Origin of the sequence: Streptomyces sp. NPDC052114, assembly GCF_040680155.1 — a bacterium.
GTDB lineage: Bacteria > Actinomycetota > Actinomycetes > Streptomycetales > Streptomycetaceae > Streptomyces.
On sequence record NZ_JBFAWC010000025.1, the window covers coordinates 36,004 to 60,271 of the forward strand.

The 24,268-nt window shown below is 70.2% G+C and carries 19 protein-coding genes and 2 pseudogenes; 12 read left to right on the top strand and 9 right to left on the bottom strand.

Going from position 1 to position 24,268, the window contains the following annotated elements:
- The first annotated feature begins 1 nt into the window (after window position 1).
- Window positions 2-2,425 (top strand): GMC family oxidoreductase, encoded by a 2,424-nt coding sequence (locus AB0L89_RS36790; RefSeq protein ID WP_365151492.1) that lies wholly within the window; start codon window positions 2-4, stop codon window positions 2,423-2,425.
- A gap of 65 nt (window positions 2,426-2,490) precedes the next feature.
- On the opposite strand, the gene AB0L89_RS36795 is transcribed toward AB0L89_RS36790, so the two are convergent.
- A complete protein-coding gene (locus tag AB0L89_RS36795) occupies window positions 2,491-3,651 on the bottom strand; it encodes a serine hydrolase domain-containing protein (protein WP_365151495.1) in 1,161 nt (386 codons plus the stop codon).
- A gap of 182 nt (window positions 3,652-3,833) precedes the next feature.
- Here AB0L89_RS36795 and AB0L89_RS36800 point away from each other — a divergent pair, with 182 nt between their 5' ends.
- The 4 genes and pseudogenes from AB0L89_RS36800 to AB0L89_RS36815 form a co-directional block, all read left to right on the top strand.
- Window positions 3,834-4,262 (top strand): VOC family protein, encoded by a 429-nt coding sequence (locus AB0L89_RS36800; RefSeq protein ID WP_365151498.1) that lies wholly within the window; start codon window positions 3,834-3,836, stop codon window positions 4,260-4,262.
- 116 nt (window positions 4,263-4,378) lie between these two features.
- Entirely contained in the window at window positions 4,379-5,923 is a 1,545-nt protein-coding gene (locus AB0L89_RS36805; RefSeq protein ID WP_365151501.1) for a diacylglycerol kinase family protein, read from the top strand.
- 884 nt (window positions 5,924-6,807) lie between these two features.
- A pseudogene (locus AB0L89_RS36810) lies at window positions 6,808-7,562 on the top strand (transposase family protein).
- A gap of 58 nt (window positions 7,563-7,620) precedes the next feature.
- Window positions 7,621-8,165 (top strand): annotated as a pseudogene (locus AB0L89_RS36815) (IS5 family transposase); the annotation flags it as partial.
- Window positions 8,166-8,388: 223 nt separating this feature from the next.
- On the opposite strand, the gene AB0L89_RS36820 reads toward AB0L89_RS36815, so the two are convergent.
- Complete coding sequence (locus AB0L89_RS36820) at window positions 8,389-10,449, bottom strand: NACHT domain-containing protein (protein WP_365151504.1); 2,061 nt, start codon at window positions 10,447-10,449, stop codon at window positions 8,389-8,391.
- Between the two features lie 418 nt (window positions 10,450-10,867).
- On the opposite strand from AB0L89_RS36820, the gene AB0L89_RS36825 reads away from it, so the two are divergent.
- The 3 genes from AB0L89_RS36825 (at window position 10,868) to AB0L89_RS36835 (ending at window position 13,454) form a co-directional block, all read left to right on the top strand.
- On the top strand, window positions 10,868-11,152 hold the full coding sequence (locus AB0L89_RS36825; RefSeq protein ID WP_365151507.1) for a VOC family protein: 285 nt from the start codon (window positions 10,868-10,870) through the stop codon (window positions 11,150-11,152).
- Window positions 11,153-11,359: 207 nt separating this feature from the next.
- On the top strand, window positions 11,360-11,782 hold the full coding sequence (locus AB0L89_RS36830; RefSeq protein ID WP_365151510.1) for a hypothetical protein: 423 nt from the start codon (window positions 11,360-11,362) through the stop codon (window positions 11,780-11,782).
- A 199-nt stretch (window positions 11,783-11,981) separates the two neighbouring features.
- Window positions 11,982-13,454: an FG-GAP-like repeat-containing protein gene (locus AB0L89_RS36835; RefSeq protein WP_365151513.1), complete on the top strand. Its 1,473-nt coding sequence runs from the start codon at window positions 11,982-11,984 to the stop codon at window positions 13,452-13,454.
- A gap of 14 nt (window positions 13,455-13,468) precedes the next feature.
- Here the strand turns inward: AB0L89_RS36835 and AB0L89_RS36840 are convergent, their stop codons facing one another.
- From AB0L89_RS36840 to AB0L89_RS36855, 4 genes are all read right to left on the bottom strand, one after another.
- Window positions 13,469-14,497: a hypothetical protein gene (locus AB0L89_RS36840; RefSeq protein ID WP_365151516.1), complete on the bottom strand. Its 1,029-nt coding sequence runs from the start codon at window positions 14,495-14,497 to the stop codon at window positions 13,469-13,471.
- A gap of 125 nt (window positions 14,498-14,622) precedes the next feature.
- Window positions 14,623-15,546 (bottom strand): hypothetical protein, encoded by a 924-nt coding sequence (locus tag AB0L89_RS36845; RefSeq protein ID WP_365151519.1) that lies wholly within the window; start codon window positions 15,544-15,546, stop codon window positions 14,623-14,625.
- Window positions 15,547-15,662: 116 nt separating this feature from the next.
- Entirely contained in the window at window positions 15,663-16,220 is a 558-nt protein-coding gene (locus tag AB0L89_RS36850; protein WP_365151522.1) for an XRE family transcriptional regulator, read from the bottom strand.
- A 6-nt stretch (window positions 16,221-16,226) separates the two neighbouring features.
- Window positions 16,227-18,449: a helix-turn-helix transcriptional regulator gene (locus AB0L89_RS36855; RefSeq protein WP_365151525.1), complete on the bottom strand. Its 2,223-nt coding sequence runs from the start codon at window positions 18,447-18,449 to the stop codon at window positions 16,227-16,229.
- Window positions 18,450-18,737: 288 nt separating this feature from the next.
- On the opposite strand from AB0L89_RS36855, the gene AB0L89_RS36860 reads away from it, so the two are divergent.
- Together AB0L89_RS36860 and AB0L89_RS36865 are read left to right on the top strand one after the other, a co-directional pair.
- Entirely contained in the window at window positions 18,738-19,475 is a 738-nt protein-coding gene (locus AB0L89_RS36860) for a VOC family protein (RefSeq protein ID WP_365151528.1), read from the top strand.
- Window positions 19,476-19,607: 132 nt separating this feature from the next.
- Entirely contained in the window at window positions 19,608-20,075 is a 468-nt protein-coding gene (locus tag AB0L89_RS36865; protein ID WP_365151531.1) for a hypothetical protein, read from the top strand.
- Window positions 20,076-20,144: 69 nt separating this feature from the next.
- On the opposite strand, the gene AB0L89_RS36870 is transcribed toward AB0L89_RS36865, so the two are convergent.
- Both AB0L89_RS36870 and AB0L89_RS36875 read right to left on the bottom strand, forming a co-directional pair.
- Entirely contained in the window at window positions 20,145-20,561 is a 417-nt protein-coding gene (locus tag AB0L89_RS36870) for a hypothetical protein (protein WP_365151533.1), read from the bottom strand.
- A 272-nt stretch (window positions 20,562-20,833) separates the two neighbouring features.
- Complete coding sequence (locus tag AB0L89_RS36875) at window positions 20,834-21,214, bottom strand: hypothetical protein (RefSeq protein WP_365151535.1); 381 nt, start codon at window positions 21,212-21,214, stop codon at window positions 20,834-20,836.
- A 273-nt stretch (window positions 21,215-21,487) separates the two neighbouring features.
- Here AB0L89_RS36875 and AB0L89_RS36880 point away from each other — a divergent pair, with 273 nt between their 5' ends.
- Entirely contained in the window at window positions 21,488-22,450 is a 963-nt protein-coding gene (locus tag AB0L89_RS36880; RefSeq protein ID WP_365151537.1) for an XRE family transcriptional regulator, read from the top strand.
- A gap of 86 nt (window positions 22,451-22,536) precedes the next feature.
- Here AB0L89_RS36880 and AB0L89_RS36885 read toward each other — a convergent pair whose 3' ends face one another.
- On the bottom strand, window positions 22,537-23,013 hold the full coding sequence (locus AB0L89_RS36885) for a hypothetical protein (RefSeq protein ID WP_365151539.1): 477 nt from the start codon (window positions 23,011-23,013) through the stop codon (window positions 22,537-22,539).
- Between the two features lie 450 nt (window positions 23,014-23,463).
- On the opposite strand from AB0L89_RS36885, the gene AB0L89_RS36890 reads away from it, so the two are divergent.
- The gene (locus tag AB0L89_RS36890) at window positions 23,464-24,219 is read left to right on the top strand and encodes a GntR family transcriptional regulator (RefSeq protein WP_365151541.1); all 756 of its coding nucleotides are present in this window, start codon (window positions 23,464-23,466) and stop codon (window positions 24,217-24,219) included.
- Window positions 24,220-24,268: the final 49 nt, after the last annotated feature.

A 24,268-nucleotide genomic window follows, 5' to 3' on the forward strand; every position in this document is an offset into this window, starting at 1 on the left:
CATGGCCAGGGACAGGACCGCGCCCGAGCACGTGGACGTCCTGGTCGTCGGCTCCGGGTTCGGCGGCTCGGTCGCCGCCTGCAGGCTGGCGCAGGCAGGTCTCGACGTGGTGGTCATGGAGCGCGGCCGGGACTACCCGCCGGGGAGCTTCGCCCGCACGCCCGCCCAGGCATCGCGTGTCTTCTGGGCGCCAGAGGCAGGCTCCTACGGCCTGTTCGACGTGCGGGGTTTCCGCCACTTCGACTCGGTCGTCGCCAGCGGGCTCGGCGGCGGCTCCCTCATCTACGCCAACGTGCTCCTGCGCAAGGACGAGCACTGGTTCGTCGACCGGGAGCAGCTGCCCGGCGGGGGCTACGAGACCTGGCCCGTGACCCGAGCGGACCTCGACCCCCACTACGACGCGGTCGAGCGGGTGCTGACCCCCGCTCCCTATCCCCTGGACCAGCCCGGATACGACGACGTACCCAAGGTCCGGGCGATGCGCACCGCTGCCGACCGGCTGGGCCTGGAGCACCTTCTCCCGCCGCTCGCCGTCAGTTTCGCCCCCGAGCCCGGTGGTCGGCCCGGCATCGGCCTGCCAGTCGTCGAACCGGACGGTGGCAACCTGCACGGTGCCACCCGCCGGACCTGCCGGCTGTGCGGGGAGTGCAACATCGGCTGCAACGAGGGCGCCAAGAACAGCCTCGACTTCACCTACCTCTCCACGGCCCGCCGGCACGGCGCCGATCTGCGTACGGGTCACGAGGTACGCACGGTCCGCCCAGCTGCCCGCGGTGGCTACGAGGTCGACTATGTGCGGCACGATCCGGCCCAGGCGGGCCTGCCCGCCGATCGCTTGCCGGTCCGCACCCTCAGCTGCGACCGGCTGGTCCTCGCCGCGGGCACCTACGGCACCTCGTACCTCCTGCTGCGCAGCCGTCGACAGCTCCCGGGGATCGGGGCGGCGCTGGGGACCCGTTTCTCCGGCAACGGCGACATCCTGTCGTTCGCCGTCCGCACCAGGGACGGTCACGGTGCCCGTCCGTCCAGCGTGGACCCGAGCCGCGGACCGGTCATCACCAGTGCCATCCGCCTGCCCGACGATCTCGACGGACAGGCCCACGGCGGTTTCTCTCCGCCGGGGCGGGGCGCGTACATCCAGGACGGCGGCTATCCGGGCTTCGTCGCCTGGCTGGTCGAGGCGGCCGGCCTGCCCCAGGACGCGGGGCGGGCGGGACGCTTCCTGCTGCGCCAGCTCGCCGCGCACACCGTGGGAGACCCGGGCGCCGTGTCCGCCTCACTCTCCGGTCTCCTCGCCGACGGCGCCTTGTCGGACAGTTCCCTGCCGCTGCTGGGCATGGGCCGGGACACGCCGGACGGGGTACTGGTGCTGCGGCGCGGCGTCCTGGACGCGGAATGGTCCACCGCCGGGAGCGCCCAGCACTACGCACGACTGCGTGCCGCCCTGCGTGCCGTGTCCGAGGCGCTCGACGGGCGCTACGCGGACAGCCCGCACTGGCTCCTCAAGCGGATCATCACCGTCCACCCGTGCGGCGGCGCTCCCATGGGGAGGAACCACGTGGAGGGCGTCTGCGACGGGTTCGGGGAGGTCCACGGCCATCCGGGCCTGTACGTCATGGACGCCGCGGCGCTGCCGGGCCCGGTCGGCACCAACCCGGCCCTGACCGTGGCCGCACTGGCCGACCGGGCGTGCACCCGGCTCCTGGAGAAGGGCGACTCGAACGCGCCCGCCTCGTCCGGCGCGGCCTCGCGGCCCCCGGTCACCTATACGCAGCACAGCTCGGTGCAGTTCACCGAGACGCTGAAGGGCAGCGTCGCGCTGGGGCTGAGTGACCCGCCCGCCGCCCGGCGGTCCCCCGCACGCGAACCTCTCCGCGCCCGGCTCACCCTCACCATCGACGACATCGACGACTTCCTGGCACGCCCCGAGCACCCCGCCCGCGCCGACGGCTGGATCGAGGCGCGCGGTCTGGGCGGACGGCGTCCGGTGACCGACGGCACGTTCCACTTCTTCGGCAACGGCCGGACACCGGACCATCGGGAGCTGCGCTACCGGCTGTTCCTCACCGACGGCGCAGGAACAGCCCGCACCATGATCGGCGTCAAGGAGCTCGCTCCGGCAAGCATCACGAGGCTGTGGCCGGCCACCACCACGCTGCCGTACGTCCTCCTGGACGGCCATCCGGCCCGGGCCGAGGACGACCGCGAGGCGGATGTCGTCGCCGCCGGAACGCTGCGCATCTCCCTGCCCGACTTTCTTCGCCAGCTCACCACCTTCCGTACGACGGGTGGGCACTCCGCGGCGACGCTCGCCCGCTTCCACGCCTTCTTCCTGGCTGAGCTGCGGCAGATCTACTGGCCGATCCGGCTGTCGGGTCGCGCGCCCCGCGGCCCGCGCGATTCCGGCGGCGCGCGGGCCGACTGATGCGGCCTCAGGACCGGCCGAGGCCACCGCGGCCGGCCGGGATCAGGGGTGCTACCTGCCGCCGCTCAGGAGGACGGACAGAAGACGGACTCCACGGCCTTGCTCACGTCGAGCTCCACGGCGCTGGGCTTGACGCTCAGGGTGACCGACATCGCGAGCTGGCGACGGCCGTCCGCCGAGTAGGAGGTCAGGGCGAGGGAACCGGGGGCCAGCCCGCCCGCGATGTAGAAGTCGTCGCCGCAGCGGTCTCCGCCTTCGCCACGGGCCTTTCGGTCACCGGGCGGCCGGTCGGTCAGGATGCGCTGGAGTTCCGGCGGCAGCAGTCTGCCTTGCGTGAACGCCCGGTTGAAGGCGCTCACGTCGTGCGCGGTGGAGACCACCCCTCCGGCCCCCGCGCCCGCGAGGCTGGCGTTGAACCGGTCCACGTCGCGCACCTTGCCGTCGGCGTCGGGGTAATAGCCGTGTCCGTGGGGCCCCTTGATGCCCTCGGGCGGCTTGACCCTGAGGTAGCTCTTGGTCATCCCGAGCGGCTCGAACAGGCGCGTCCGCAACTCGGTGGCCAGGTCGTGACCGGTCACCTTCTCGACGATCATGCCGAGCAGGGTGTAGTTGGTGTTGGAGTACGACCACTTCTCGCCCGGCTCCCCGGTCCGGGGCCGCTCCCTGCTCCAGCGCACCAGATCCAGCGGCCGGTAGTGGGTCGTGAAGTCGAACACGTCGAACGCGGGGTCGCCCTCGCTCCCGTCCGGGTTCGGCTCGCCGGCCCACCAGTCGGGGATGCCGGAGGTGTGCTGGAGCATCTGCCGTACCGTGATCTCGTCGGCCCGCGCCACCAGATCCTCCCGCACGACCACCGGCAGCAGGTCGCCGAGCTTGTCGTCCACACCCAACTGGCCCTCCTCGACCAGTTGCAGCACCACGGTGGCCACCATCTGCTTGGTCTGCGACCAGATCGGGAAGCGGGCGTTCGCGGGTATTCTCCCGCCCTCGCCGTCCAGCAGCCGCGAGCCCGCGCTGCCCAGCCCGACGGCTCTCCCGTCGACGTAGGCCCCGCCGACAACCCCCACCACCCCAGGAACCCCGGCCAGTTCCTCCATGGCCTTCTGCACGTTCCCGGCCGGCGCCGGGGCGGCGTCGGCGGGCGCGGCATGGGCCATCATCAGCATGACGACACCGAAGGCCAGACCGGCCCTCTTCAGCGGCGGACGAACGTTCTCATGAGGCACGGCACGCTCCGTTCCGTGATCACCTTCCGAAGCCGGGGCACGATGCCCTCGGCACGGACCGCTGTGGTCCGTGCCTCCATGGAAGGCAGGAGAGCGTTGCGGAGGCGTATGCGATTTCTGATACGCGCGCGATACACGACCCCGGGATCTCGGTGACCGGCACGCGTCCATAGGGTGGGCCGATGGCATCGATCAAGAAGTTCCAAGTCACCTTCGACTGCGCGGAACCCGAGCGCCTCGCCCGCTTCTGGTGCGAGGTGTTGGGGTACGTCGTTCCGCCACCGCCGGAAGGCTTCGCCACTTGGGACGACTTCAAGGGCTCGCAGGCGCCTGAGGAGCGGGATTCATGGTTCGCCTGCATCGATCCCTCAGGCGTGGGCCCGCGGCTGTTCTTCCAGCGCGTCCCCGAGGGAAAGGCCGCCAAGAACCGCGTGCATCTTGATGTGCGGGTCGGCACCGGACTCGTGGGCGAAGAGCGCCTCGCCGCGCTCGACGCCGAACGCGCACGGCTGGTCCCGCTCGGCGCGGTCCACGTGCGAACGCTGTACGACGGCAACGACGCGTGCATCCCGATGCTGGACATCGAGGGCAACGAGTTCTGCATCGACTGAGGCGGTCCGGTTCTCGCGGCGGACGGCTTCGGGCGAACGGCGCGCGGGTAGGGTGGGGCGGCGCTGCGGTCCGGTCGCGCGCGGTGGATCTTGAGGGGCAGGGGTGTGAGGGGCGTATGAAGCGACCTGGACGGCTGGGGAAGATATTCGCGCCGCGAGGGCGCCTGGCCGCGTCCCTCGGCATGATGCGTCCCGCGAGGGGATCCTCCACGAGGGACCTGCTGCGCAAGGCCGCCGGGCACGACGCCGTATGGCTCGGGGCCGCGACCGTGCTGGGCGTCACGGGAGGCAGGAATGCCCGCAGGGCCGCGCTGCGCGGCCTCGGGTCCGTGGCCATCGTCGCGGTCATCAACCACACGCTGGCCAAGCCGGCCGCGCGTAGCGCCCGCCCCGTTCTGGACGCCCTGCCCGGAGTCTTTCCCCGGCCCGAGGCCGCGTCCCTGCCCTCCAACGCGATGGCGTCGGCCGCCGCGTTCAGCGCCGGCGTGGCACTGGAGTCGCCCCGGTACGGCCTCGGCGTCGTACCGGTGGCCGCCGGCCTGGCCTATGCGCGGAGCCGTGGGACTCTCGATCACCGGGGTCGCGCCGCCGCAGGGCTGATCGCGGGAGTGGGTGCCGCACTGCTGACCTGCCGATGGTGGCCGGTGAAGCCGGAGTCCGCGGCCGCGGCCTCCCGGCCGCGCAGGCCCGCTCCGGCGCTGGAGGGGGGCAAGGGACTGCACCTGGTGGTCAATCCGTCGTCCGGCGTCGCCTGGTCCAAGGACACCGCCGACACGCTGCGCACCCTGCTGCCCCAGGCCGAGATCACCCTCTTCGAGCCGGGCGACGACCTTGTCGCGCAGCTCGAGGACGCGGCCTCGCGCGCCGTCGCGGCCGGCGGGGCCCTGGGCGTGTGCGGAGGCGACGGCACGGTGAACGCGGCGAGCGCGACGGCGGCCCGTCACCACGTGCCCCTCGCGGTCTTCCCCGGCGGTACGTTCAACCACTTCGCCGTGGACCTCGGCAACGAGACGATGGAGGACGTCGCCCGAGCGATCGAGGCCGGTGACGCGGTCACCGCCGATGTGGGCCGGGCGGCATGGCCGGAGAACCCGGACGAGAACCCCCAAGAAGAAGCCCGGTCCGGCTCATACGGCGGCGGGCACCAGTTCTTCCTCAACACCTTCAGCATCGGCGTGTACTCCGAGCTCGTCCACGTGAGGGAACGCCTGGAGAAGCGCATCGGCAAATGGCCCGCGCTGGCCGTGGGGCTGGCCAGGGTCCTGGCGACCGGCAGCCCGCTCTCGGTGGTCATCAACGGCCGCCCCCGCCGGATCTGGCTCCTGTTCGCGGGCAACGGCATCTACCATCCGGCCGGGTTCGCCCCGACGTACCGCACCCAGCTCGACGACGGGCTGCTCGACGTCCGTGCGGTGGAGGCCGGAACTCCGCTGGCCCGAACCCGGCTGCTCCTGGCCGTTCTGACCGGGACGCTGCACAGTTCCCGGGTGCTGACGACCGCCCAGGTGCGCGGCCTTGAGCTGGAAGTACTGCGGGGTGAACCGCACTTCGCGTACGACGGCGAGGTCACGGACGTCCCCTACCGCCGCCTGACCCTCGACAAAGTCCACAAGGCGGTCACGCTGTACCGTCCCGCCGACCAGGACCAGTGGCTGCGCTGACATCGCGCACGATCACGCCGTCCGTGCGGCCTGTGCGGAATTGCCCTGCCCGGCCGGAGCGAAGCAATAGCCCTAGTCGCCGACGCCCCGACCCGTCTACGATCATGTCCCCACCCACATTGCGCAGCGACTGATCGTGGCATGCCTGCCCGAGGGCCTCGCCATCGTCCAGGAGTTCTACCGGCGAGGCCGCCGGGGCATCTTGGGCGACAAAGGGATGCGGCGCCGGTAATGGGGACGTGCTCTTCGCTGCGCTGTCGGGCAACTTGTTCCTGAGGAGTTGTCCGACAGAACCGGACTCGTATTCACCCACCTGGTGCGGAATAGGAGGCATGACCGCCGGCTCAACGGCGGGCCGCTGAAGAGCTTGAAGAGAAGGGTGCTGATCACGGGAACGTATTTCTCCACCGAACCCTGCCCGGTCTGTGGCTGCTACGCAGACGGGCTCTCCAACCGCTTCCTGTGCACGGCATGCGACGCCGTGTGGACGTCGGGCGAACCCGAGTCCATCGTCTCCTTCGGCCCGGAAACGCTGCTGAACAACCTCCCGCCTCAACAGCGCCACGACGTCTCTGACGATCCGGGGCCGGCAAGCCGTCCATAGGCTCGGCTCGTCGTCCAAGTGGAAACCCGATGATTTCTGAGCGCTGCCGGAGTCAGCACACACAACGCATCGACTTCCTGAGGAGCGCGGCATGGCCCTGGATCTCTTCGCCGGCATTCCCGTCACCGACTACGCAACGGCGCTGCCCTGGTACGAACAGTGAGCCTTTTCTAACCTGACTGCGGTGGTGAGGTGTTGGAGGCTGCCAGCTGTACGGAACACGAAGCTCCTGGTAGACGAGTTCTCGACCAAGATCGCCCGTGTCCGTCAGGAGTTTCGTGTGCTCGTCCACCCGTCGTCGATCGATCTGTCCAGCCGCACCCTGCGCTTCCTGGCCACACGGCTGCGTGCCCGGCAGCGAGAGATCGGGACCCGGTGGCGGCGGCTGCCTGTCGGCCGTCAGGCGCTGCTCGTCCTCGCCCACCTGCGGTGCGGGGACACCTACGCGCGGCTCGCCGCCGAGTTCGGCATCGGCGTCGCGACCGTGTACCGATACATACGTGAGGTGATCGACATCCTGGCGCCACCACTCCGGCCCTGACCGAGGCGATGAAGACCGTACGGGCGAAAGCCTTCGTGATCCTGGACGGCACCCTGCTGCCTATCGACCGGATCGCCGCCGACACCCCGTACTATTCCGGGAAACACAAACGCCACGGCATGAACGTCCAGGTTCTCACTGACCCGTTCGGCCAACTGCTGTGGGCCTCACCGGCATTGCACGGATCGACCCATGACCTGACCGCCGCCCGGCGCCACGGCATCATCGAGGCGCTCGCCGAGGCCGACGTGAAGTGCTGGGCGGACAAGGCATACCAGGGCGCCGGGCACCCTGTCCGGGTGCCGTTCAGGGGCCGTCGGCTCAAACGCTGGAAGCGGCGGCACAACAGCACCCATGCCAGAATCCGCTGTCTCGGCGAACAGGCCATAGCCACCCTGAAGGGCTGGCGCGTTCTACGAAAACTCCGCTGCAGCACCAACCGGATCACCAACATCGTGCACGCTATCGTCGTCCTTCACCACGCCTCAACCTGAGCTGAGAAAAAGCTCCATGAGTTTTGACATCTTCGTATGCCGGTTCGAGAACGGTGCGCTGGCCGAACTGCGCCGCGCGGACTCGCTGGACCTGGACGACTGCGCCGTGGACGGCTCCCACGTCCGTGCCCTCAAAGGGGGGACCACGTCGGCCCCTCGCCTGTCGACCGCGCCCGTCCCGGCTCCAAGCACCACCTGAGTGTCGACCGGCACGGCACACCCCTCGCCGTTACCCTCACCGGCGGCAACCGCCACGACATCACCCAGCTCCTGCCGCTGCTCGACGCCGTCCCGCCGATCCGGGGCCTGCGTGGACATCGTCGCAGTAGGCCCCGGCGCCTGTACGCCGACCGGGGCTACGACTTCGACAGGTACGGCCGCCTGCTGTGGAAGCGCGGCATCAAACCGCTGATCGCCCGACGCGGCGTCGCCCACGGCTCCGGACTAGGCAAGGTGCGCTGGGTCGTTGAGCGCACCTTCGCCTGGCTCCACCAGTTCAAACGACTCCGCACCCGCTACGAACGCAGAGCCGACCTCTACCAGGGACTGCTCGAACTGGCCTGCAGCCTCATATGCCTCCGCCGCCTCCGAACCTCATTCTGAAACGACCAGCCAGCAGCGCACGGAAGCGATGATGAAAATCGTGGAGGAGACCGTCGTCGCCGCGATCACTACCGACGTCCCTGCCGTCCCAGCTTCTGGCCGCGCCGGGACCGCGATCGCCGTGGAGACACTGCTCCCGCAGACCAGCACACCGACCCCGGCGAACGCCTCCTGCTCACTGACCCACTCAACCACTTCGGCAGGAGCGCCCCGTGTCCGCGCGTCAGGGTGGCGGAGCTACGGCCAGGTGCTCCTGGATCTCCCTGTGGCGGAATTGCCAGCCCTGTCCGGCCGTGCGCAGTAGGCCGGCCTGCTGGCACCTCCGGAGGAAGCTGGCCAGTCTCCAGGGGAGTCGCCCCCGTACGTTCAGGCGGAAGATGGTGTAGCGCGTCCAGGCCTGGCCCCCGAGGCCGAATGCGAGGCCGGACGCCAGCCCGACCGTCAGGGCCGCCCCTGGATCGGCGACGAGCCTGTAGACCAGTCCGGTCGTCGTGCCGAACAGCGCTCCCGCGACAAGTCCGCCCGCCAGGTCGCCTCGCAGCGGGGAGCCCGGATCGGTTCTGGGTACATGGCTGTTGATGGACAGGCACAGGATCAGGGCGAACACCAGCCCGTACGCAAGGCCGACCGCGCCACCGTAGCCCGCCCCGGCCAGGGGCCCCGAGCGCATCTCGCCCTTTGCCGCGAAGTAGGCCCCGCCCACGGCTCCCAAGAGAGGGGTCCCCAAGAGCGCCAAGGCCGGCTCTTCCGCGAGGCTCCGCAGCCCGGCAACGGTGCTCAGCCGGGGCATGCGCAACGGGCGTGGGACCGGCCACCCAATTTCCCCCGTGCGCGACAGGGCTATCACGAGGAGGAGAGCGCCGGTAAGGATCAACCACGACCTGGAGGGCTGCTCGGGCAGTGCCCAGCCGAAGGCGAGCAACGCGCCGCAGTTCAGCAGGACTGTCAGGAGCATGTCCTGTAAACGGATGTCTCGTGGTTTGGCGAGCGGCCACAGGTCGTGCAGGACGAGGTCGCTGGAGGACAGGGCCCGGCCCTGCTCGGTGCGGCCGACCGCGTTGGCGTGCAGGTAGCAAGCGAGTACCGTCAGCACCCGGCGGGTTTTGGCCGGATCGAGGGCTGGCACAGCGGCCGCTCCCGGGCCAGGAGCCGCCGTCACTGCGGCATCGATGTAATGCGCGAGCAGCTGACGGTGCAGGGTGCCGTTGCCAGCTCGCGTTAGCAGCTCCGCGGGCTGACGGCCGGTCGCGGGGTGGTAGACGGTCGCGGCCAGGGTCAGGCGCCAGGGAGTGTCCAGGGCCCGCCGCAGGGCATTTGCCTCGGGCCGTACGGCCGTCAGTCCGGCGGAGACCGGCGGGTCGAGCGCGTCCAGGACCGGCTGCCAGGCCGCGCGCCCCACGGCGGTGTCTGCCACGCGGTGTTCCAAGAACGCCCGGGCCTGCGCGGGGGAAACGCGGTCCAGCCGCACCAGGGCCACCGTCCGAGCCGAGACCTGGCCGTGCTCCAGCGCCTCGTACTGCAGGCGCCGGCAGGTCAGCACCACGGGCGCGGGCGCGGTGCCGAGCTGGTAGCGGTTCACCTCGGCCATCAGCGCCGCGGCGCGGGAGCCGGGACCGGGCGCATCGCCCGGGTCCAGCTCGTCCACACCGTCGATGACCGGCAGCACCAGCTGGGCCTCCAGCAGCAGTCGGGCCTTCGCGCGCTCCTGCTCCCAAGCCTGCTCCAGCTCGCGGGCGAGCCAGTCCTCGATCGTGCCGCCGGGCCAGGAAGTCGCGGTCAGCCGGACCGGCACCTGCACCAGTTCCCCGTCGGCACGCGCCTGGGCCAGGTCGACCACCAGCTTCAGCGCGGTCAGCGTCTTGCCCGCACCGGCATCCCCCACAACACCCGCCCCGGGCGGCGCAGGGGTACCGGTCATCACCACCCGGCCCGGCGTCAGACCCCGGTAGAAAGACACCACGTCATCCAGCCGACCTGTCGCGGTCGCCCCGCGCACCCGCCCGGTCATGTCAGCGGTGAACGACAGGTCGATCACCCCGTTCACATCACCGCCCAGCAACTGCTTGAACGCACCCTGTTCCACTCGTACGACCTTCCGCGCCAAGTCTGCGGCCACCTCGACCGGGTCGTACCGGCGCCGCGCAATCCACAGCCCGACGAGGGCGACGGCCAGTCCCACGGATGCGATGGCCAGCCCGCCCGGGTCAACGTCGCCAAAGCCCTCCCGCAGCGCTGGACGGACCAAGTAGACCACGACCGACAGCAGCACGATCGCGCCGACCACAGCCGACGCCTTCCGCCCCCAAGTGCCCATGGCAGTAAACCTTCCCCACTCGACCCGCTCTGCGCAATCTCCGGGCCGATGGTCCGCGTACGCACCGGGGACGGGGCGGAGCGGCGGTGCGGTCCAGAGGTGACCACTCGCGCGATGCGCACATGTCATGGGGCCGCGTCAGATGTAGGCGGCCCCACTCACTGACGGAGATGAAGTCGTGACTCGTGGAGCCGAAGACGCCGGCCATCATCGACAGGGCGACGCCTGTCTTCGGGGCCACGAACCCTGGGCGACTGTGGTGGCGTCGCCGGGCCACGGGGCGCGTGATGTCCGGCAGCGGCCCGGGGCGCGCTCACTCCGACGGGTGGCATCGCATCACCACGATGGTCCAGGCAGCCCTCATCCTTAACCACGCTTCAACTTGAGCTTGGAAAAGGCTCAGTTCTTCGGCGGGCAGCCGTCGTTCCTGCCGAATGACATCGAGGCGGTGTGGGAGGTGGCGGAGCATCGTTACGTCTACATCGTGGAGGACCCGGAACGGGCGGGGAACGCCCTGGTTCTGTCGTTCGTCGACGACCTCGCCGACCGCGTCACCGAACTCGCCCGGCGGGGCATCGAGCCGGCGAAGCGCGAGACGTATGGTGGCGTGACCAAGGTGATCTACCGGGACGCGGACGGCAACGAGATCAGCCTCGGAGGCGGCCCCAGCTGACGCCGCCTCCCTCGTCGGGGGCACTTAGGGCACGGCCCTTGGCACCGACCGCATGTGCGCCGCCGCATGCCTCAACTTCCGCCCCTGCGCAGCGGAGCCTCCCTCTGCGCGTGCAGTGCGCCCCCGTACAGAGGTTCGCAGCGCGCCGAGCCCGGTGATAACGCTTGAGTTACGACATCGGAGAACGAGGTGATGAAAGGATTCGGCATGGCACCTCAGGCACTCCTGGAGGCGGGCCGGCTGTCCGCCATCGCGAAGATCCTCGACCGGGCCGGAAACCACCTGAGCGCCGCGGTACACGACCCCGCCCTGGCGCCCGCACGCCCCGACGACGCGGAAACCTCCGCCCTCCAAGCACTCCTCGACCTCTCGCGCAGCGCCTCGCACGACCTGACATGCGCCGTCCTGCACGCGGGCAGCGGAGATCTGAGCCGGGCCCAGGCCCACCTGGAGGCGGCGCGGACCGCCCCGGACAAGCACGTCGTGCCGACCACAGGCATGCCCGTCCCACTCCCTGTGGGCGTACGGACCGCACTCCAGCTCCTGCGCGGCATCTCGGGGTTCTTCAGCACGGAAACCGAGGACGCCCTCGTCCGCGCCCTGAGCATCACACCGGTGGCGGCGCGGTGACGGAGCGCCGGACGAGCCCGCCGGGCGCCGGACAAGGCGATGCCACTGCGCACCCCACCCTCGCTACAGCGCCCTTCCTGAGTCACTGAGGCTTCCTGAGGCGCTAAGGCTTCCTGACGCACTGAGGGGAATCACCGCATGTCCATCGTTCGTACAACCCTTCGATCCCGCCGTAGGTCTCGTCTGTGCCGACTCCGGCATGCCCAGAGACCTCCGCCAGCAGTACGTCTTCCTTAAGGACATGAACGGCATCATGCGCTACCTCTCCCGCACCGCCCCCGCTCTCGCCGCGGCCGCTGTCGCCGCTGGGCTGCTTGCCGCGGCACCGGCTCACGCCGCCCCTGCCGCCGCCCCCAAGGGGCAGAGCGACGTGAACGGCGATGGCTACGGCGACCTCGTCACCGCTTCCGAGGCCACCGTGTCGGGCGCCAAGGGCGCCGGCGCGATCGTCGTGAACACCGGTTCGTCCAGTGGGATATCGGCCGGGCGGACTCAGATCGTCTCGCAGAACTCTGCGGGGGTGCCCGGCGCCTCGGAGGCGGACGACCGGTTCGGCTCGGCGCTCGCCACCGGCGACCTGAACGGCGACGGCTACACCGACGTCGTGGCCGGAACGCCCCAGGAGAAGGTCGGCGATGACGTGGACGGCGGTACCGTCACCGTCCTGTGGGGTGCGAAGTCCGGACTCGACGGCGGCACCACGATCCCCGACCCGGCGCCCACCGCCCACGACCGCTTCGGCGATCGCCTCGCCGTCGGCGACTTCAACGGCGATCGACGCCCCGAGCTGGCCGTCGGCACCAGCGACAACAGCGTCTGGATCTTCGACGGTCTCTCGACGGCGGGCGCCGGGTCCCACCGTGAGCTGAGCACCGCGATCGCACCGGACAGTTCGGACTACTACCGCTCCCTGACGGCCGGGGACTTCGATGGTGACGGCTCGGACGAGCTCGTCGTCGGCGGCCGCTACGACAAGGACGGCAGCTACGACGGCGCCGCCCTTGTCTACCCCGGGGCGAGCGGCACGTACACCGACCTCCCCGACGAGGCGCCGGTGGCCGCCTCGGGCGACTTCGACGGCGACGGCCGCGACGACCTGCTCCTCGGATCCCCCGACGACAACGCGGTCACGGCCTACTCCGGCGGCACGGAGGGGCTCCGGGCGTCCGCACGGCGCACGCTCACCCAGGACAGCCCGGGTGTCCCCGGCGCGACCGAACCCTCGGACTTCTTCGGGGAAGGGGTCGCTGCGGGTGACGTGGACGGCGACGGATACGACGACGTGGCCGTGGGTGCCGAGTACGAGACCGTCGGTTCGGTGCCCAACGCCGGCTCGGTCACCGTCCTGCGCGGCTCGGCCGACGGGCTCACCGGTATCGGCGCACAGGTCGTGCACCAGGACACGGAGGGCGTGCCGGGCGCGAACGAGCCCTACGACCGCTTCGGATCCGCCGTCCGCCTCACCGACACCAACCGCGACGGCAACGCCGACCTGGCGGTGGGCGCCCCCATGGAGAACACGAGCAACGGCGCGCTGTGGAGCCTGCGCGGCTCCGCGGCCGGCGTGCCCCCCACGCACGCGGTCAGTTTCTCGGCGGCCACGGCGGGCCTGTCGCAGGACCCCTACCAGTACTTCGGCCGGTCCATGCCGACGAGTGCGCACGGGTCCTGACGCCGGTTGGACCCTCACCCCCTGCTGCACAGGGCCCTCGCGACGCATTCGTCCTCGGCACGCCGGGACGTAATGCGCAGCGAGTACAGGCGGTCGTAAAGAGCCGCGAAAGCCGTGAATGTGAGGGGGAGCATCACGGCCGCCGCGACCAGGAGGCCAACGATGACGGGCGCGAGAATGCCGGCGTAGTACGCGGCGAAGAAGTTCCCCGTGGCCTGTTCGAGGGCGGATCGGACGAGGGGGCGCAGTGGAAGGGCGAGTTGTGTCGCCAGCCGGATCAATCCGGCGATGAGGGCGGCCGAAGGGACGGCCAGAACGAGCACGCGGGGCAGCCCGGCGCGGGTCCACGTCAGTTGCCAGGAACGCCGCAAGGCCGCGCGCGGGCCGAGGCCGTCGGCCACGGCGGCCGGGGCAAGGGTGAGCGCCAGGCGCAGCAGCACGGCGATGAACACCGCCACCGCGGGTGAGGCGGCGACGAGGGTGTAGGGCCACGATCCGCGTTCCAAGGGCTGCGGAGTGTCGAGGTGGTCACCGGTGAGGCTGTTCGCCACGGCCATGACGAGCAGCGGCAGGGGCCATACGATCAGGCCGCGCAGCGCGTACACGGCGAGCAGCGGTCGTAGGCGCGCGACGAGGGAGCCGCGTATGCGCTCCGCCGGTGCAGGGCCCTGCGTCCCCACCTCTGCGACCGCCCGGGAGCAAGCGACCTGAAGGGCCGCGCCACCGATGCCGAGCAGGACCAGGAAGAGCGGGAGCGTGTAGAGGGCGACCAGTCCCAGGTCGGAGTGGTCGTGGAGGTAGGGGTCCTCGAGGTGGTGGTACCAGGCGCGTTGGTTCCGCATGTGGGTGAAGAGGGGCCAGGCGCACGCGAATATCGCGGCCGTCATCAGGAGCCCGGCCAGTCCGGACAGGCCGACGACGCGTGCCGTCGCGCTCGCCAGAGTGCGCCGATGCCGCCGCAGGGCGATGAACGCGGTCGCAGCGACACCACGTTCCCGGTTCCCGCTCGTCGGTGACGTCGTGCGGTCGTGCTGTTGGGGCATGTGGGGGGAGCCTTCTGTACGTTCCGGTTCCGTTTCCCGGCCAGGACGCCGGGCGGACCGTGCGCGGTTCTCCCGAGACGTTGCCGCCTCCCACCGCGCGGCCCGCGCTCAACCGGTCGCCCGCTTCAGACGCCGTCCTTGTGACCGTTCGCGGCGAGCAGCTGCTCCATGCTCTTGTGGGCGGGGGCGGCTTCGGCGTTGCTCTCGTCGTGGAAGAGCCTGAGGTACTGGATGAGGGTGCCCACGCACGTGTCGCGTCCGTCGTACTCCGCGTCGTCGACGAGGCGGAAATCCTTGGAGATCTCCCTCGTCCGCCCGTCGGGACCGGTGTACAAGGGGTGCCAGATCAGCTTCACGTTCGGGTTCAGCCGCTGGACCAGTTGGAGTTGTGGGACTTCGAGCCTGATGAGGATGCTGTCGGGAGAGTAGGCGCGCACGAAGATGTGCACGGGGCCGGTGGCGAGGGACACGAAGGCCTTGGACAGAATGCTCCACATCGGCCCCGTCAGCTTCCAGTCCGGATGCATTTCCAGGACGTTGAGCACGCTGCCGATCCGGGTCCGCGCCAGCGGTGTGTGGCCCTTCTCGTACGCGTAATCGTTGACCTCGATCCCGCCGGCCCATAAGGCCATGGTGGGCGTCTTGATCTCCAGATGCTTGGTCATGAGCTGGACGAACTCCTGGTACCAGGAGTTCGTCGCGCGGATCTCGCGCTGCTCCTGGCGGTCGCTCGTCCTGGCCGCGGCCTCGTCGTTCAGCGCGCCCTGCGAGTCGATCCCGCCGAGCAGGAGTTGCCAGGCGTCGTCGGCATCGGCCTGGGGAATGCCCGCGGCCTTGGTGAGTTCCTGGTACGTCCCCCACTCGGGGTGTTCCGTGGGCCTCGTGGCGTAGTGCTCGTTCAGGGCGCCCGCCTGACGCTGCACCCAATGCGTCACCGCCGCGTTCCCCGCGCGCTGCTGGAGCGCGGCCACACCCGTGAGGGGCACCCGACGCCCGGCGGCGGCCTGCGTCGTCGTCTGCGCCTCCGCGGCTCTCCGTTGCTCGCGCATGCTCTTCTCGTCCTTCCGGTCGATGTCCGCGAGCCTAGAGCGGCAGCGGTGAACGGACGAGGTACGGGAGGGCAGCACCGAGGGCACGCACACCCGCCGACATCAGCGGATTGCCCCTACAGCTCGATGTCGATGTGCTCCACGTCGGTGAACTCCACTCCCAGGCCGTGCGCGCGGGTGTCGTTGGCGCGGAAGTACATCTGCGCGAGGCCCTCGGCCGCGATCTGCTGGAGCCGGCCTTCGTCAGCGCCCTGCTCCCGCGCGGTGAACAGCCGGTCCGCGAACTCGGGGGGCAGGGCCTGGGTGATGTCACGGATCCGGGCGTCGTCGGTCGTGCCCGGCGCGGCGGTGAACCCGAACCGCGCACGGGTGGAGACGACCAGACCGTCGGTGGAGGCCGCCTTCTTCCTCGCCCTGGCCCGCACCTGCGGCTGCCACCGCTTCTTGACCTCGCGCTCCAGTCGGCCGCGCAACTCCTGACGGGGCCGCTTCAGCTTCCCGGCCACGTACCGCTCCACCGTCCGCTGCGACACCCCGAGCGCCTGCGCGACGGCCCGGGTGCCCTTGAGCTGCTTGACCAGGTACTTCATCTGCGCCTGCGCGCTCTGCGGGATGCGGCGGGTGAACGCCCCCTCCAGCGCGCGGTCCAGGCCGTCGCCCAGCGAATCCGCCATGACCGGCTACTCCCCCTCTCCGGCCGTCGGATCGTTCTTGATCAGGTTGGCCACGTTGAAGACACCGCCCTGCTCCTCGAACTGCTCCTCGGCCCACAGCACGGTCTGCGTGCCCTGGTGCTTGACCATGCCCGGCGAGACGCCGAGCCGGAAGCCGCCCGGCACCGGCTTGCCCTCGTCGGTGTGCGGCAGGGCGTCCAGCGGGGACGGGCCCGGCGAGGGATAGACGATGGCGTCCGTGCCGATCGCGACCGGGTACAGGTCGGCCGCCGCGGCGGTCTTCATCAGCTTGCGGTGCAGGCCGATGCGCTGGTTGGCGAGCACGGCCGCCCGGATGTCGGGCCGCCACGTCTCCCGGGCGAGGGCCGGCCACGGCTCGTAGTACGCCACCTGCCCCCGGTTGCGCTGCCGCAGCTTGCCGATGCCGCCCTTCGCCGTCGCCTTGATCGCACCCGCCAGCAGCGCCATCGTCGGGTCCACCTCCTTGGAGCGGGCCATCGCCCCCAAGAATTCGCTCCCGCCCAGGTCGGTGGTCACACCGAGGTCGGCCATCGTGGCGACGTACGCGTCGCGCAGCCGCTTGTACCAGCCGTCCAGGTAACGGCCCGTCTGCGTACGCACATACGCCTCCAGCGGCGCGACCTCGAAGCCGAGCTCCACCGCGTACTGCACGGTGGGCGTGGCGTACCAGGCCGGACCGGCGGGATGGTCACCCCTCGGCGTGAACGGGCTGGGGAGCCGGTCGCCGTCCACCGTCCGGCCGTTGATCTCCACCCGGGACAGGTCCACGTGGGACAGGTCGACCAGCCACGAACCCGGCAGGGACGGATCGAAGGCCGGATCACCGCTCAGGTGGGTCGGACCGTCCAGCCCGACGGTGAGCCCGTTCGCGGCCGCGGCGAAGCTCATGTTGATGTCGACCGCGACCAGGAAGGGGTTCACGCACTCGGCGTCGGTCAGCGGCCGGCACCAGTCGTAGGGCTCCTCCATCAGCATCTCCGCCGGGGTGCGCAGGTGATGCCGGGCGAACCTGCCCTTCAGCAGCGGATGTTCGTCGGGGACCTCGCACTCCACCACGTCGTACACGGCGGTCAGCGCGTCGGCGTTGAACGCACGCTTGAACTCGCCGGTGGCCTGGTCCTTCTCCGCGCGGGTCGGCGGACGCAGCGCGACCATCAGCTCCAGGCCGGTGACCGCCGTGGTGCCGCGCGGCGTCATCACCCGCTCCGCGTAGGTGCCGAGGTACCGGGCGAGATCGGCCGGGTGCATCGTCGGCAGGACCGGGTCGTCCCTGCGGTCCCACTCGCGCACGTCCAGGGCGTTCCACGCCGGAATGCACAGCTGGACGCAGTTGCGCCTCGATCCCTCGGCCGGGCGGTAGATCCGCGCCCACGGACCGAACCCGCGCCGGGTGAGCTGCCAGTCCGCCTTGCCGAGCTGTCTGACCACCTTGTGGCTGTCGGCGAGCCGCCCGGCGCGCTGCTCCTCCTCGGCCAGAGCGGCGGGCAGACCGTAACGCTCCAGCGCGGCCGGAGTCAGGACGAGGACCGGGTCGGCGTCACGGCCGTGGCGGTGGAGGCGGGCCTGTCCGAGCCTCGCCTCGGCCAACGTCCACTCGATCAGAGACGGCAGCGATTTCGCCGGTACGTCCAGGACCAGACCGCCTACGCAGTACGCGAAGGCCTGCCCGTCGTCGTCGGCGTCGATCACGGCCAAGGGGCCGTTCTCGAACCGGGGGTCCGCCGCCGTCGCCGCTGCGGTCGGCTTCTTCGCTGCCTTCCTCGTGGCCGGGCGCCGCGACGGCGCGGGCTCAGTGGTACTCGATGCCGGCTTGGGGGCGCTCGCTGCCGGCTCGGGGACGCTCGTCGGCGGGCGGGACGAGGTCGCCGTCGCAGCCGGGATTGCGGGTGCCGGGGCGGGCGCGGGCGCGGGCGCCGGAGTGGGCTCCGGCTGCTCCGGCGGATCGGAGGCCTGGGCGGGAAACCGCACGGCGAGGCCCTCCAACAGACGCGCGTAGGCGGCCCGCTTCGGCGGTCGCGGCTCGGTCTTCCCGCTCTCCCAGTTCCCCACCGCTTCACGGCGGGCGTCCAGCGCCTTGGCGATCTGAGTCTGGCTCAGGCCGGCCGCCTCCCGCAGCCTCTTGCGCTCGGCAGGAGCGGGCAGATCCTCTTGCGCGACCTGCTCCAGCAGCGCATCCACCGCACTGAACAGCTGATCCCCAGCAGACACAGAATCCACCTCCACCTGCACCCTAATCGAAACGCTCAGCCAAACACGCAACGAAACGCTCTCTGAACGCGCATGGGTGCTCACCCGTGCCGCGCCCACCGCTCAAGCCGACGGGTCACGCCGACGACGCCGCACACCAGCCGCCAGAGCGATGGATCCCCAGACGCCAGAACGCTAGACGCCAAACGTCAGAACGCCAGAGCGCCATGATCGCCCACGAGGCGGGGCCCGCACGGCACATACGCGCCGCCCGCCCGACGCCACACCCCCGCACATATGATCCACACCATGGCAACAAGGCTCGTGCAGATTCACATGAAGGCCGGGGACGACGCGGCGCTCGGCCGGTTCTGGGCACAGACGCTCGGCTGGGGCATGTCCAGCGAAGGGCCCGGCGTCACCAACCTCGAACCCGAGGGACTCACCTATCCCGACCCGGCCGCCCTGTACATCGACGTCGTCTCCGACCCGAACCCCAAGACGGTGAAGAACCGCGTCCACGTCGACCTCGCCACCACCTCCCCGGCCCACCAGGCCGAACTGGTCGCACGGCTCCAGGGGCTCGGCGCGACGCCCGTCGACGTGGGCCAGGGCAACGTGCCCTGGACGGTCCTCGCCGACCCCGAGGGCAACGAGTTCTGCGTGCTGGAGCCGAGGGAGACCTACCGGGACACCGGGCCCATGGCCGCGGTGGTGGTCGACTCCGCGGATCCGCGGGCGATGGCCGGGTTCTGGGGCGAGGCGATGGACTGGACCGTGCACCAGGTGACCGATGATCAGGCGGTGCTGCGCTCGTCCGAGGGCGTCGGGCCGTATCTGGAGTTCATCCGCACCCCAGACGCGAAGACCGTGCGGAACCGCGTCCATCTCGACCTGCGCCCCTATCCCGGCGACGACCTGGAGGCGGAGGTGAAGCGGCTGCGGGCTCTGGGTGCCACCGCCATCGACATCGGACAGGGCGACGTCCCGTGGACGGTGCTGGCCGATCCCGAGGGCAACGAGTTCTGCGTTCTCACCGCGCTCTGACGTTCCGGCGCGGGTCTCCTGTACAGCAATCCGGCCATGGCCTGCCGGCGCTCGTTGACCGTTCCAAGAGCGCGTGTGACCGTCAACGCGCCAGTACGGCAGAGGAGTTCATGCAGTCAGGGGAGGACAAGGATGACGGTACGTTCGCTCAGACTCTCGGCGGTGGCGCTGGTCGCCGCCGGGACGATGACCGTGGTCGGCGCCGTGGGGACGGCGCAGGCGACGGAACCCACCGCCGCTCGCGCGGCCGGCACCGCGGTGACGATCCAGAGCGATCCCACACCGGAGGAGCAGGAGCGGCTCCGTGAGATCGCGGGGTCGATCTGGACCCCGGAGCTGGCGGCGGGCTGGAACATGAACGCCGATGTGGCGGACGTCCTGTCGGAGGTGACCGGCGGCATCCTGAAGTGCTCCGAGGCCTTCGCCCTGGTCCCCAGGCCGCCGGCGTTCATGCCCGGACTGAGCTATCTGCGCCAGTACTGGAAGCAAATCAGGGACTACTTCCTGGTCGTCAAGGAGAACCGTACGTACCGGGCCTGCGTGGTGTCCGCCGCGGCCCACTACCGTTCGATCATCGAGATGGCCTCGGCGGGCATCTGACGGACAGTGGGCGCACGGTGGGCGATGCGGACGGCCCCTGCGCGGCGGCCGTCCGCATCACCCGCACCTTCAGCGCACGGTCACGGTGAACACGGGCGAGGCCGTGGAGCCGTTGACGATACGCAGTTCGTTCTTGCCCTTGAGGCCGAGCTTGACGCCCAAGGAGTAGGCGCCGTTGCGGGCGATGGGCGCGGAGGCGGGCAGGGCGACCCAGTGGCCGCGCTGCTTCTGCTGCAGCGTGACCTTGCTGCCCGGCTTCAGGCCGGTCGTGGTGCCGGTGACGCGGAAGAGCTGCCACGCCTTGACGGAGTTCACCGACGGCTTCGCGGTGATCTTCGCCGCCGCGGCAACGGCCTTCTGCGGGGCGGAGGCAGGGGGCGTGGCCGGCGTGGCGGCCATGGCGGCGGTGCCCGCCATGGCGACGGAGACAGCGCTGATGACGCCTACGGCGGCGATGCGAAGCGAGTGCCGCTTGGTGACGATCATGAAGGTGCCTTTCCATGAGGACATGAGGTCCCTGAGGACGCGAGGCCCGTGAGGACATGAGGGGTTCACGCAGAAGGTGCGCTATTTCCCATTGGGGTCAATCACGCCTGAAAAGACAGCCGTTTACCACTTCGCGTTGCCCCACCAATGTCACCGTCTTGCAACAGCGGCTTCCCGTGTCACTGCTCCCCCTCCCGCCGGAACGCCCTCGAACGGCGCCGGGCCCACCCCCACCGGGGCGCACGGCTCGTACGCCCCGGTGGGAGAAGAGGTCACTTGACGCGGCTGCAACCGGAGGGGGCCTTCTCCGGGTAGTAGTTGCACACGTTGATCTGCACGCCCTCCACGTTGGTGAGCGGGGTCGTGTACGTTCCGTTGACCTTGACCCGCTTCCCGGAGATCCAGCTCCACTGACCGTTCTGGTACTTCCAGTAGCTGAGGTAGAGGCCGCCTGCCCAGCCGTCGCCCGAGCACCTGTCCCGGACCTCGATGTTGAAGTAGGCGTTGTAGGTGTCACGCCCTTGCGCGCTGCCGGTCCAGGCGTAGCTGTAGGTGCCGCCGGCGTCCGAACAGCCGTTGGTGCTCTCGCCGTAGACACTGGCCGCCTGCGCCGTGCCCGAGAAGGCGATGGTGGCCACGGCGGCCAAGGCCACCCCGACACCCGCCTTTCCCGTTCGTGACGCCAAACCTGTCTTCTTCACTGCTGCTCCCTTGTGTGACGTGTGTGAGCCGCGCGCCGCAATGTGAGCGCTTGGACGGGGAACAGGTTCACGGGCGCCGGAGCGGCAGCACAGTGAGAGTCCGTGTCCCGGACAGACACGGGCTGTCCGGGCTGGTCGCAGGCCCGTCCGAACTGCGTCCCGGACAGGCGGAGATGACGGAATACGCCGTTGCCCCTGTGACAGGGGCGCCGCAAGATGGCGCTCATGGGCAACCTCGGGGAGTTACCACCGTACGGGGACGAGGCTCTGCACGAGATCCGGGACGACGCCGGCTTCATTAGGTCGATGCGGCGGCTCAAGGAGCGGTCGGGCCTGACGTACCGCGAGTTGGAGGAGCGAGCCGCCCGCAGGGGTGACGTCCTGGCACGCAGCACGCTCGCCGACGTACTGCGCCGGACGAGCCTGCCGCGCCCCGACGTCCTGGCCACGTTCGTCCGCGCCTGCGGGGACGGTGAGCGGGTCGACGTCTGGCTGGCCACCAGAGAGCGGCTCGCCGCCGCACGCGCGGTCGTGGTGCCACCCGTCCCGGTGCCACCCGTCCCAGCGCCACCCGCCCTGGCGCACGACGCAACCGAGCTTCAACCGCAGACCGGATCGGCCGCGATCGCGCTGCGCCGCCGGTCCAAGGGCCCCGCAGTCGTCGGCGCGGCGCTCGCGGTCGCGCTCCTGACCCTGGCCACCTGGTGGGTGCTCTCCGGCGACTCCGCCGAGCCGGGGGAACCGGCTTCTCCCGACCACGGCTGGGTCACCATCCGCCCCGCCCGCACGCCCGATCTCTGCCTGACCGACGGCCGCGACCGCGACCGCGCCTACGACAGCGCCGTCGCCGTCCAACTCCCCTGCGCCCAGGCGCCTGTGCCGCGCACCTACCTCGAACCGACGGGCGAGGGGCTCTACCGCATCCAGTGGCACCATCCCCAGATGGGGAAAGGGTGTCTGACGGTCATGGGCGAGGACCAGATCAAGGGCATGCTCGAACCCCGCAGGAATTGCGCGCAGGGCACCCTCTTCCGCCTGGAACCCGCTGCCGGGGCCTTCCGGCTGCGCCCGGCCACCAGCGACGGGTGCATCGGCATGGTCGACAACGACACCGCCGTGGGCACCGAGGCGATCGAGGAACGCTGCTCCGGCGCGGCGGATCAGCGGTTCGTGATCCGGGCGGACTGACGACCCCGTACATGTGGCACCGGCCCCGCCCGGCCTCCGTCATGTGGCGCCGGTCCCACCCGGCTTCCGCGAATCCTGGACCGGAACTACCTGGAGACGAAGCCCTCCGCGTCCTCGGCCGCGCGACGGGAAGCGGCCCGGATGTCGGCCACGACACGGTCCGAACGCGTCCGCCGGCCCAGCCAAAGCGCATAGTTCGGCTCCTCCACCGCGCGCCCGCGCAGCACTCTCCCGTCGTGCGCCGTGATCGTCAGCCCGCTGTATCCACCCTCGACGGCCTTGATGTCCTGGAGCGGAATCCAGTCGACAAGTCCCAGATTTCGCACGACCAGCTTGTCGTCAGTCATCGCGACCGACGTTGCGAAGGCATACAAGAAGCCCACGATCGCTCCACCGAAGAAGAAGAGGGACGCCTGCATATATCCGGCTGCGGGTGCGCCTCTCAGCAATGGCCAGACGATGCATACGGCCAGGACAAGAAACCCCGATGCCACACAGGCGGCGGCCACTCTGACGGGCATGGCCACTCGCCATACCTTGCGCGGTTCGGTTTCGACGGACATGGTCCAACCACCCCGGGCATCATCTGCTGTTCCGTATCTTGCTTGGCCGAGGCCTGTATGCACACCGTGCCAAGGCCCGAATGCGAATCGCAGGAAACACCCTGCGGGCATAACGCACGAGTCCCACCCCGTCTCCATGGGGTGGGACTCGTTTCAGAGCGCCGGGCAGGCCTTGCACCTGCATTTCCCCGCAGGAAGCGGGGCGTCTTTCCTTGGACCACCAACGCGCGTTCAGCCACCGGTAGTCCGGCGGGCTGCTCATGATCAAACATAGCATGCGCCAGGCGGCGGTATGTCGCCGCACCGTCGGGCCGTGCGATGTCTCGTAAGGGCGCGGAGGCCGGACTGCAGCTAATCCAGCAGCTTTCGCCCGGTGCAGTAGCTTGCCAACGCCAGTCGACAGCCGCCCGGCTGAGGCCTGTACGCAGCACGAACACCGGAGGACCGCCCATGCCCCGAGAGGCGCCGTATCTCGCAGTGGCCGAGCTGCTGCGCGCCCGGATCCTCGCCGGTGAATGGGAGATCGGACAGCGCCTCCCGTCCCGGGCACGGCTCGCCGAGGAGTACGAGGTCGGGCGCAACGTCGTACAGCGAGCCGTGGAGCGGCTCATCGTCGACGGCCTCCTCGAAGGGCGCGCCGGCTCGGGGACCTACGTCCGCACACCTCGCGAGCGCCTCCGACTGGTCCGTTCACGGCACCGCGAACGCAGTGGTCCTCCTACCGAGGCCGTGTTGAGGGAGCGGGGCAGGGCCGACGCCTGGGATGCGGACAGTCGCGTACGTGTCCCGGCCCCTGACGCGATAGCGCAGCGGCTGGGCATCGCACCCGGCGAACTCTGCGTCCATACGCACTACGAGTTCCTCGCCGACGGGCAGCCGGTCCAGTTGTCCGCGTCGTGGGAACCCATGGCCATCACGGAGGGCACGCTGATCGTGCTGCCCGAGGAGGGCCCCTTGGCCGGGACGGGAGTCGTCGAGCGCATGCGCTCCATCGGCGTGATCGTCGAGACCGTCGTCGAGGTGCCCCGCCCGGCCCGCGCCACTCAGGCACAGGCCAACCTTCTGGGCATCAGCGTCGGAGACCTCGTCCTGCAGATCGAGCGCACGATCCATGACGCGAGCGGACGCCCCGTGGAAACCGCCGACATGGTCATTCCCGATGCGCGCCGGGAAGTGGTCTACGAATTCGGCGTCGACCGCCGCTAGAGCCCTCAGCCCCAACGGCCGTTTCGCCCCTTTGTCACTTCAGTATCGG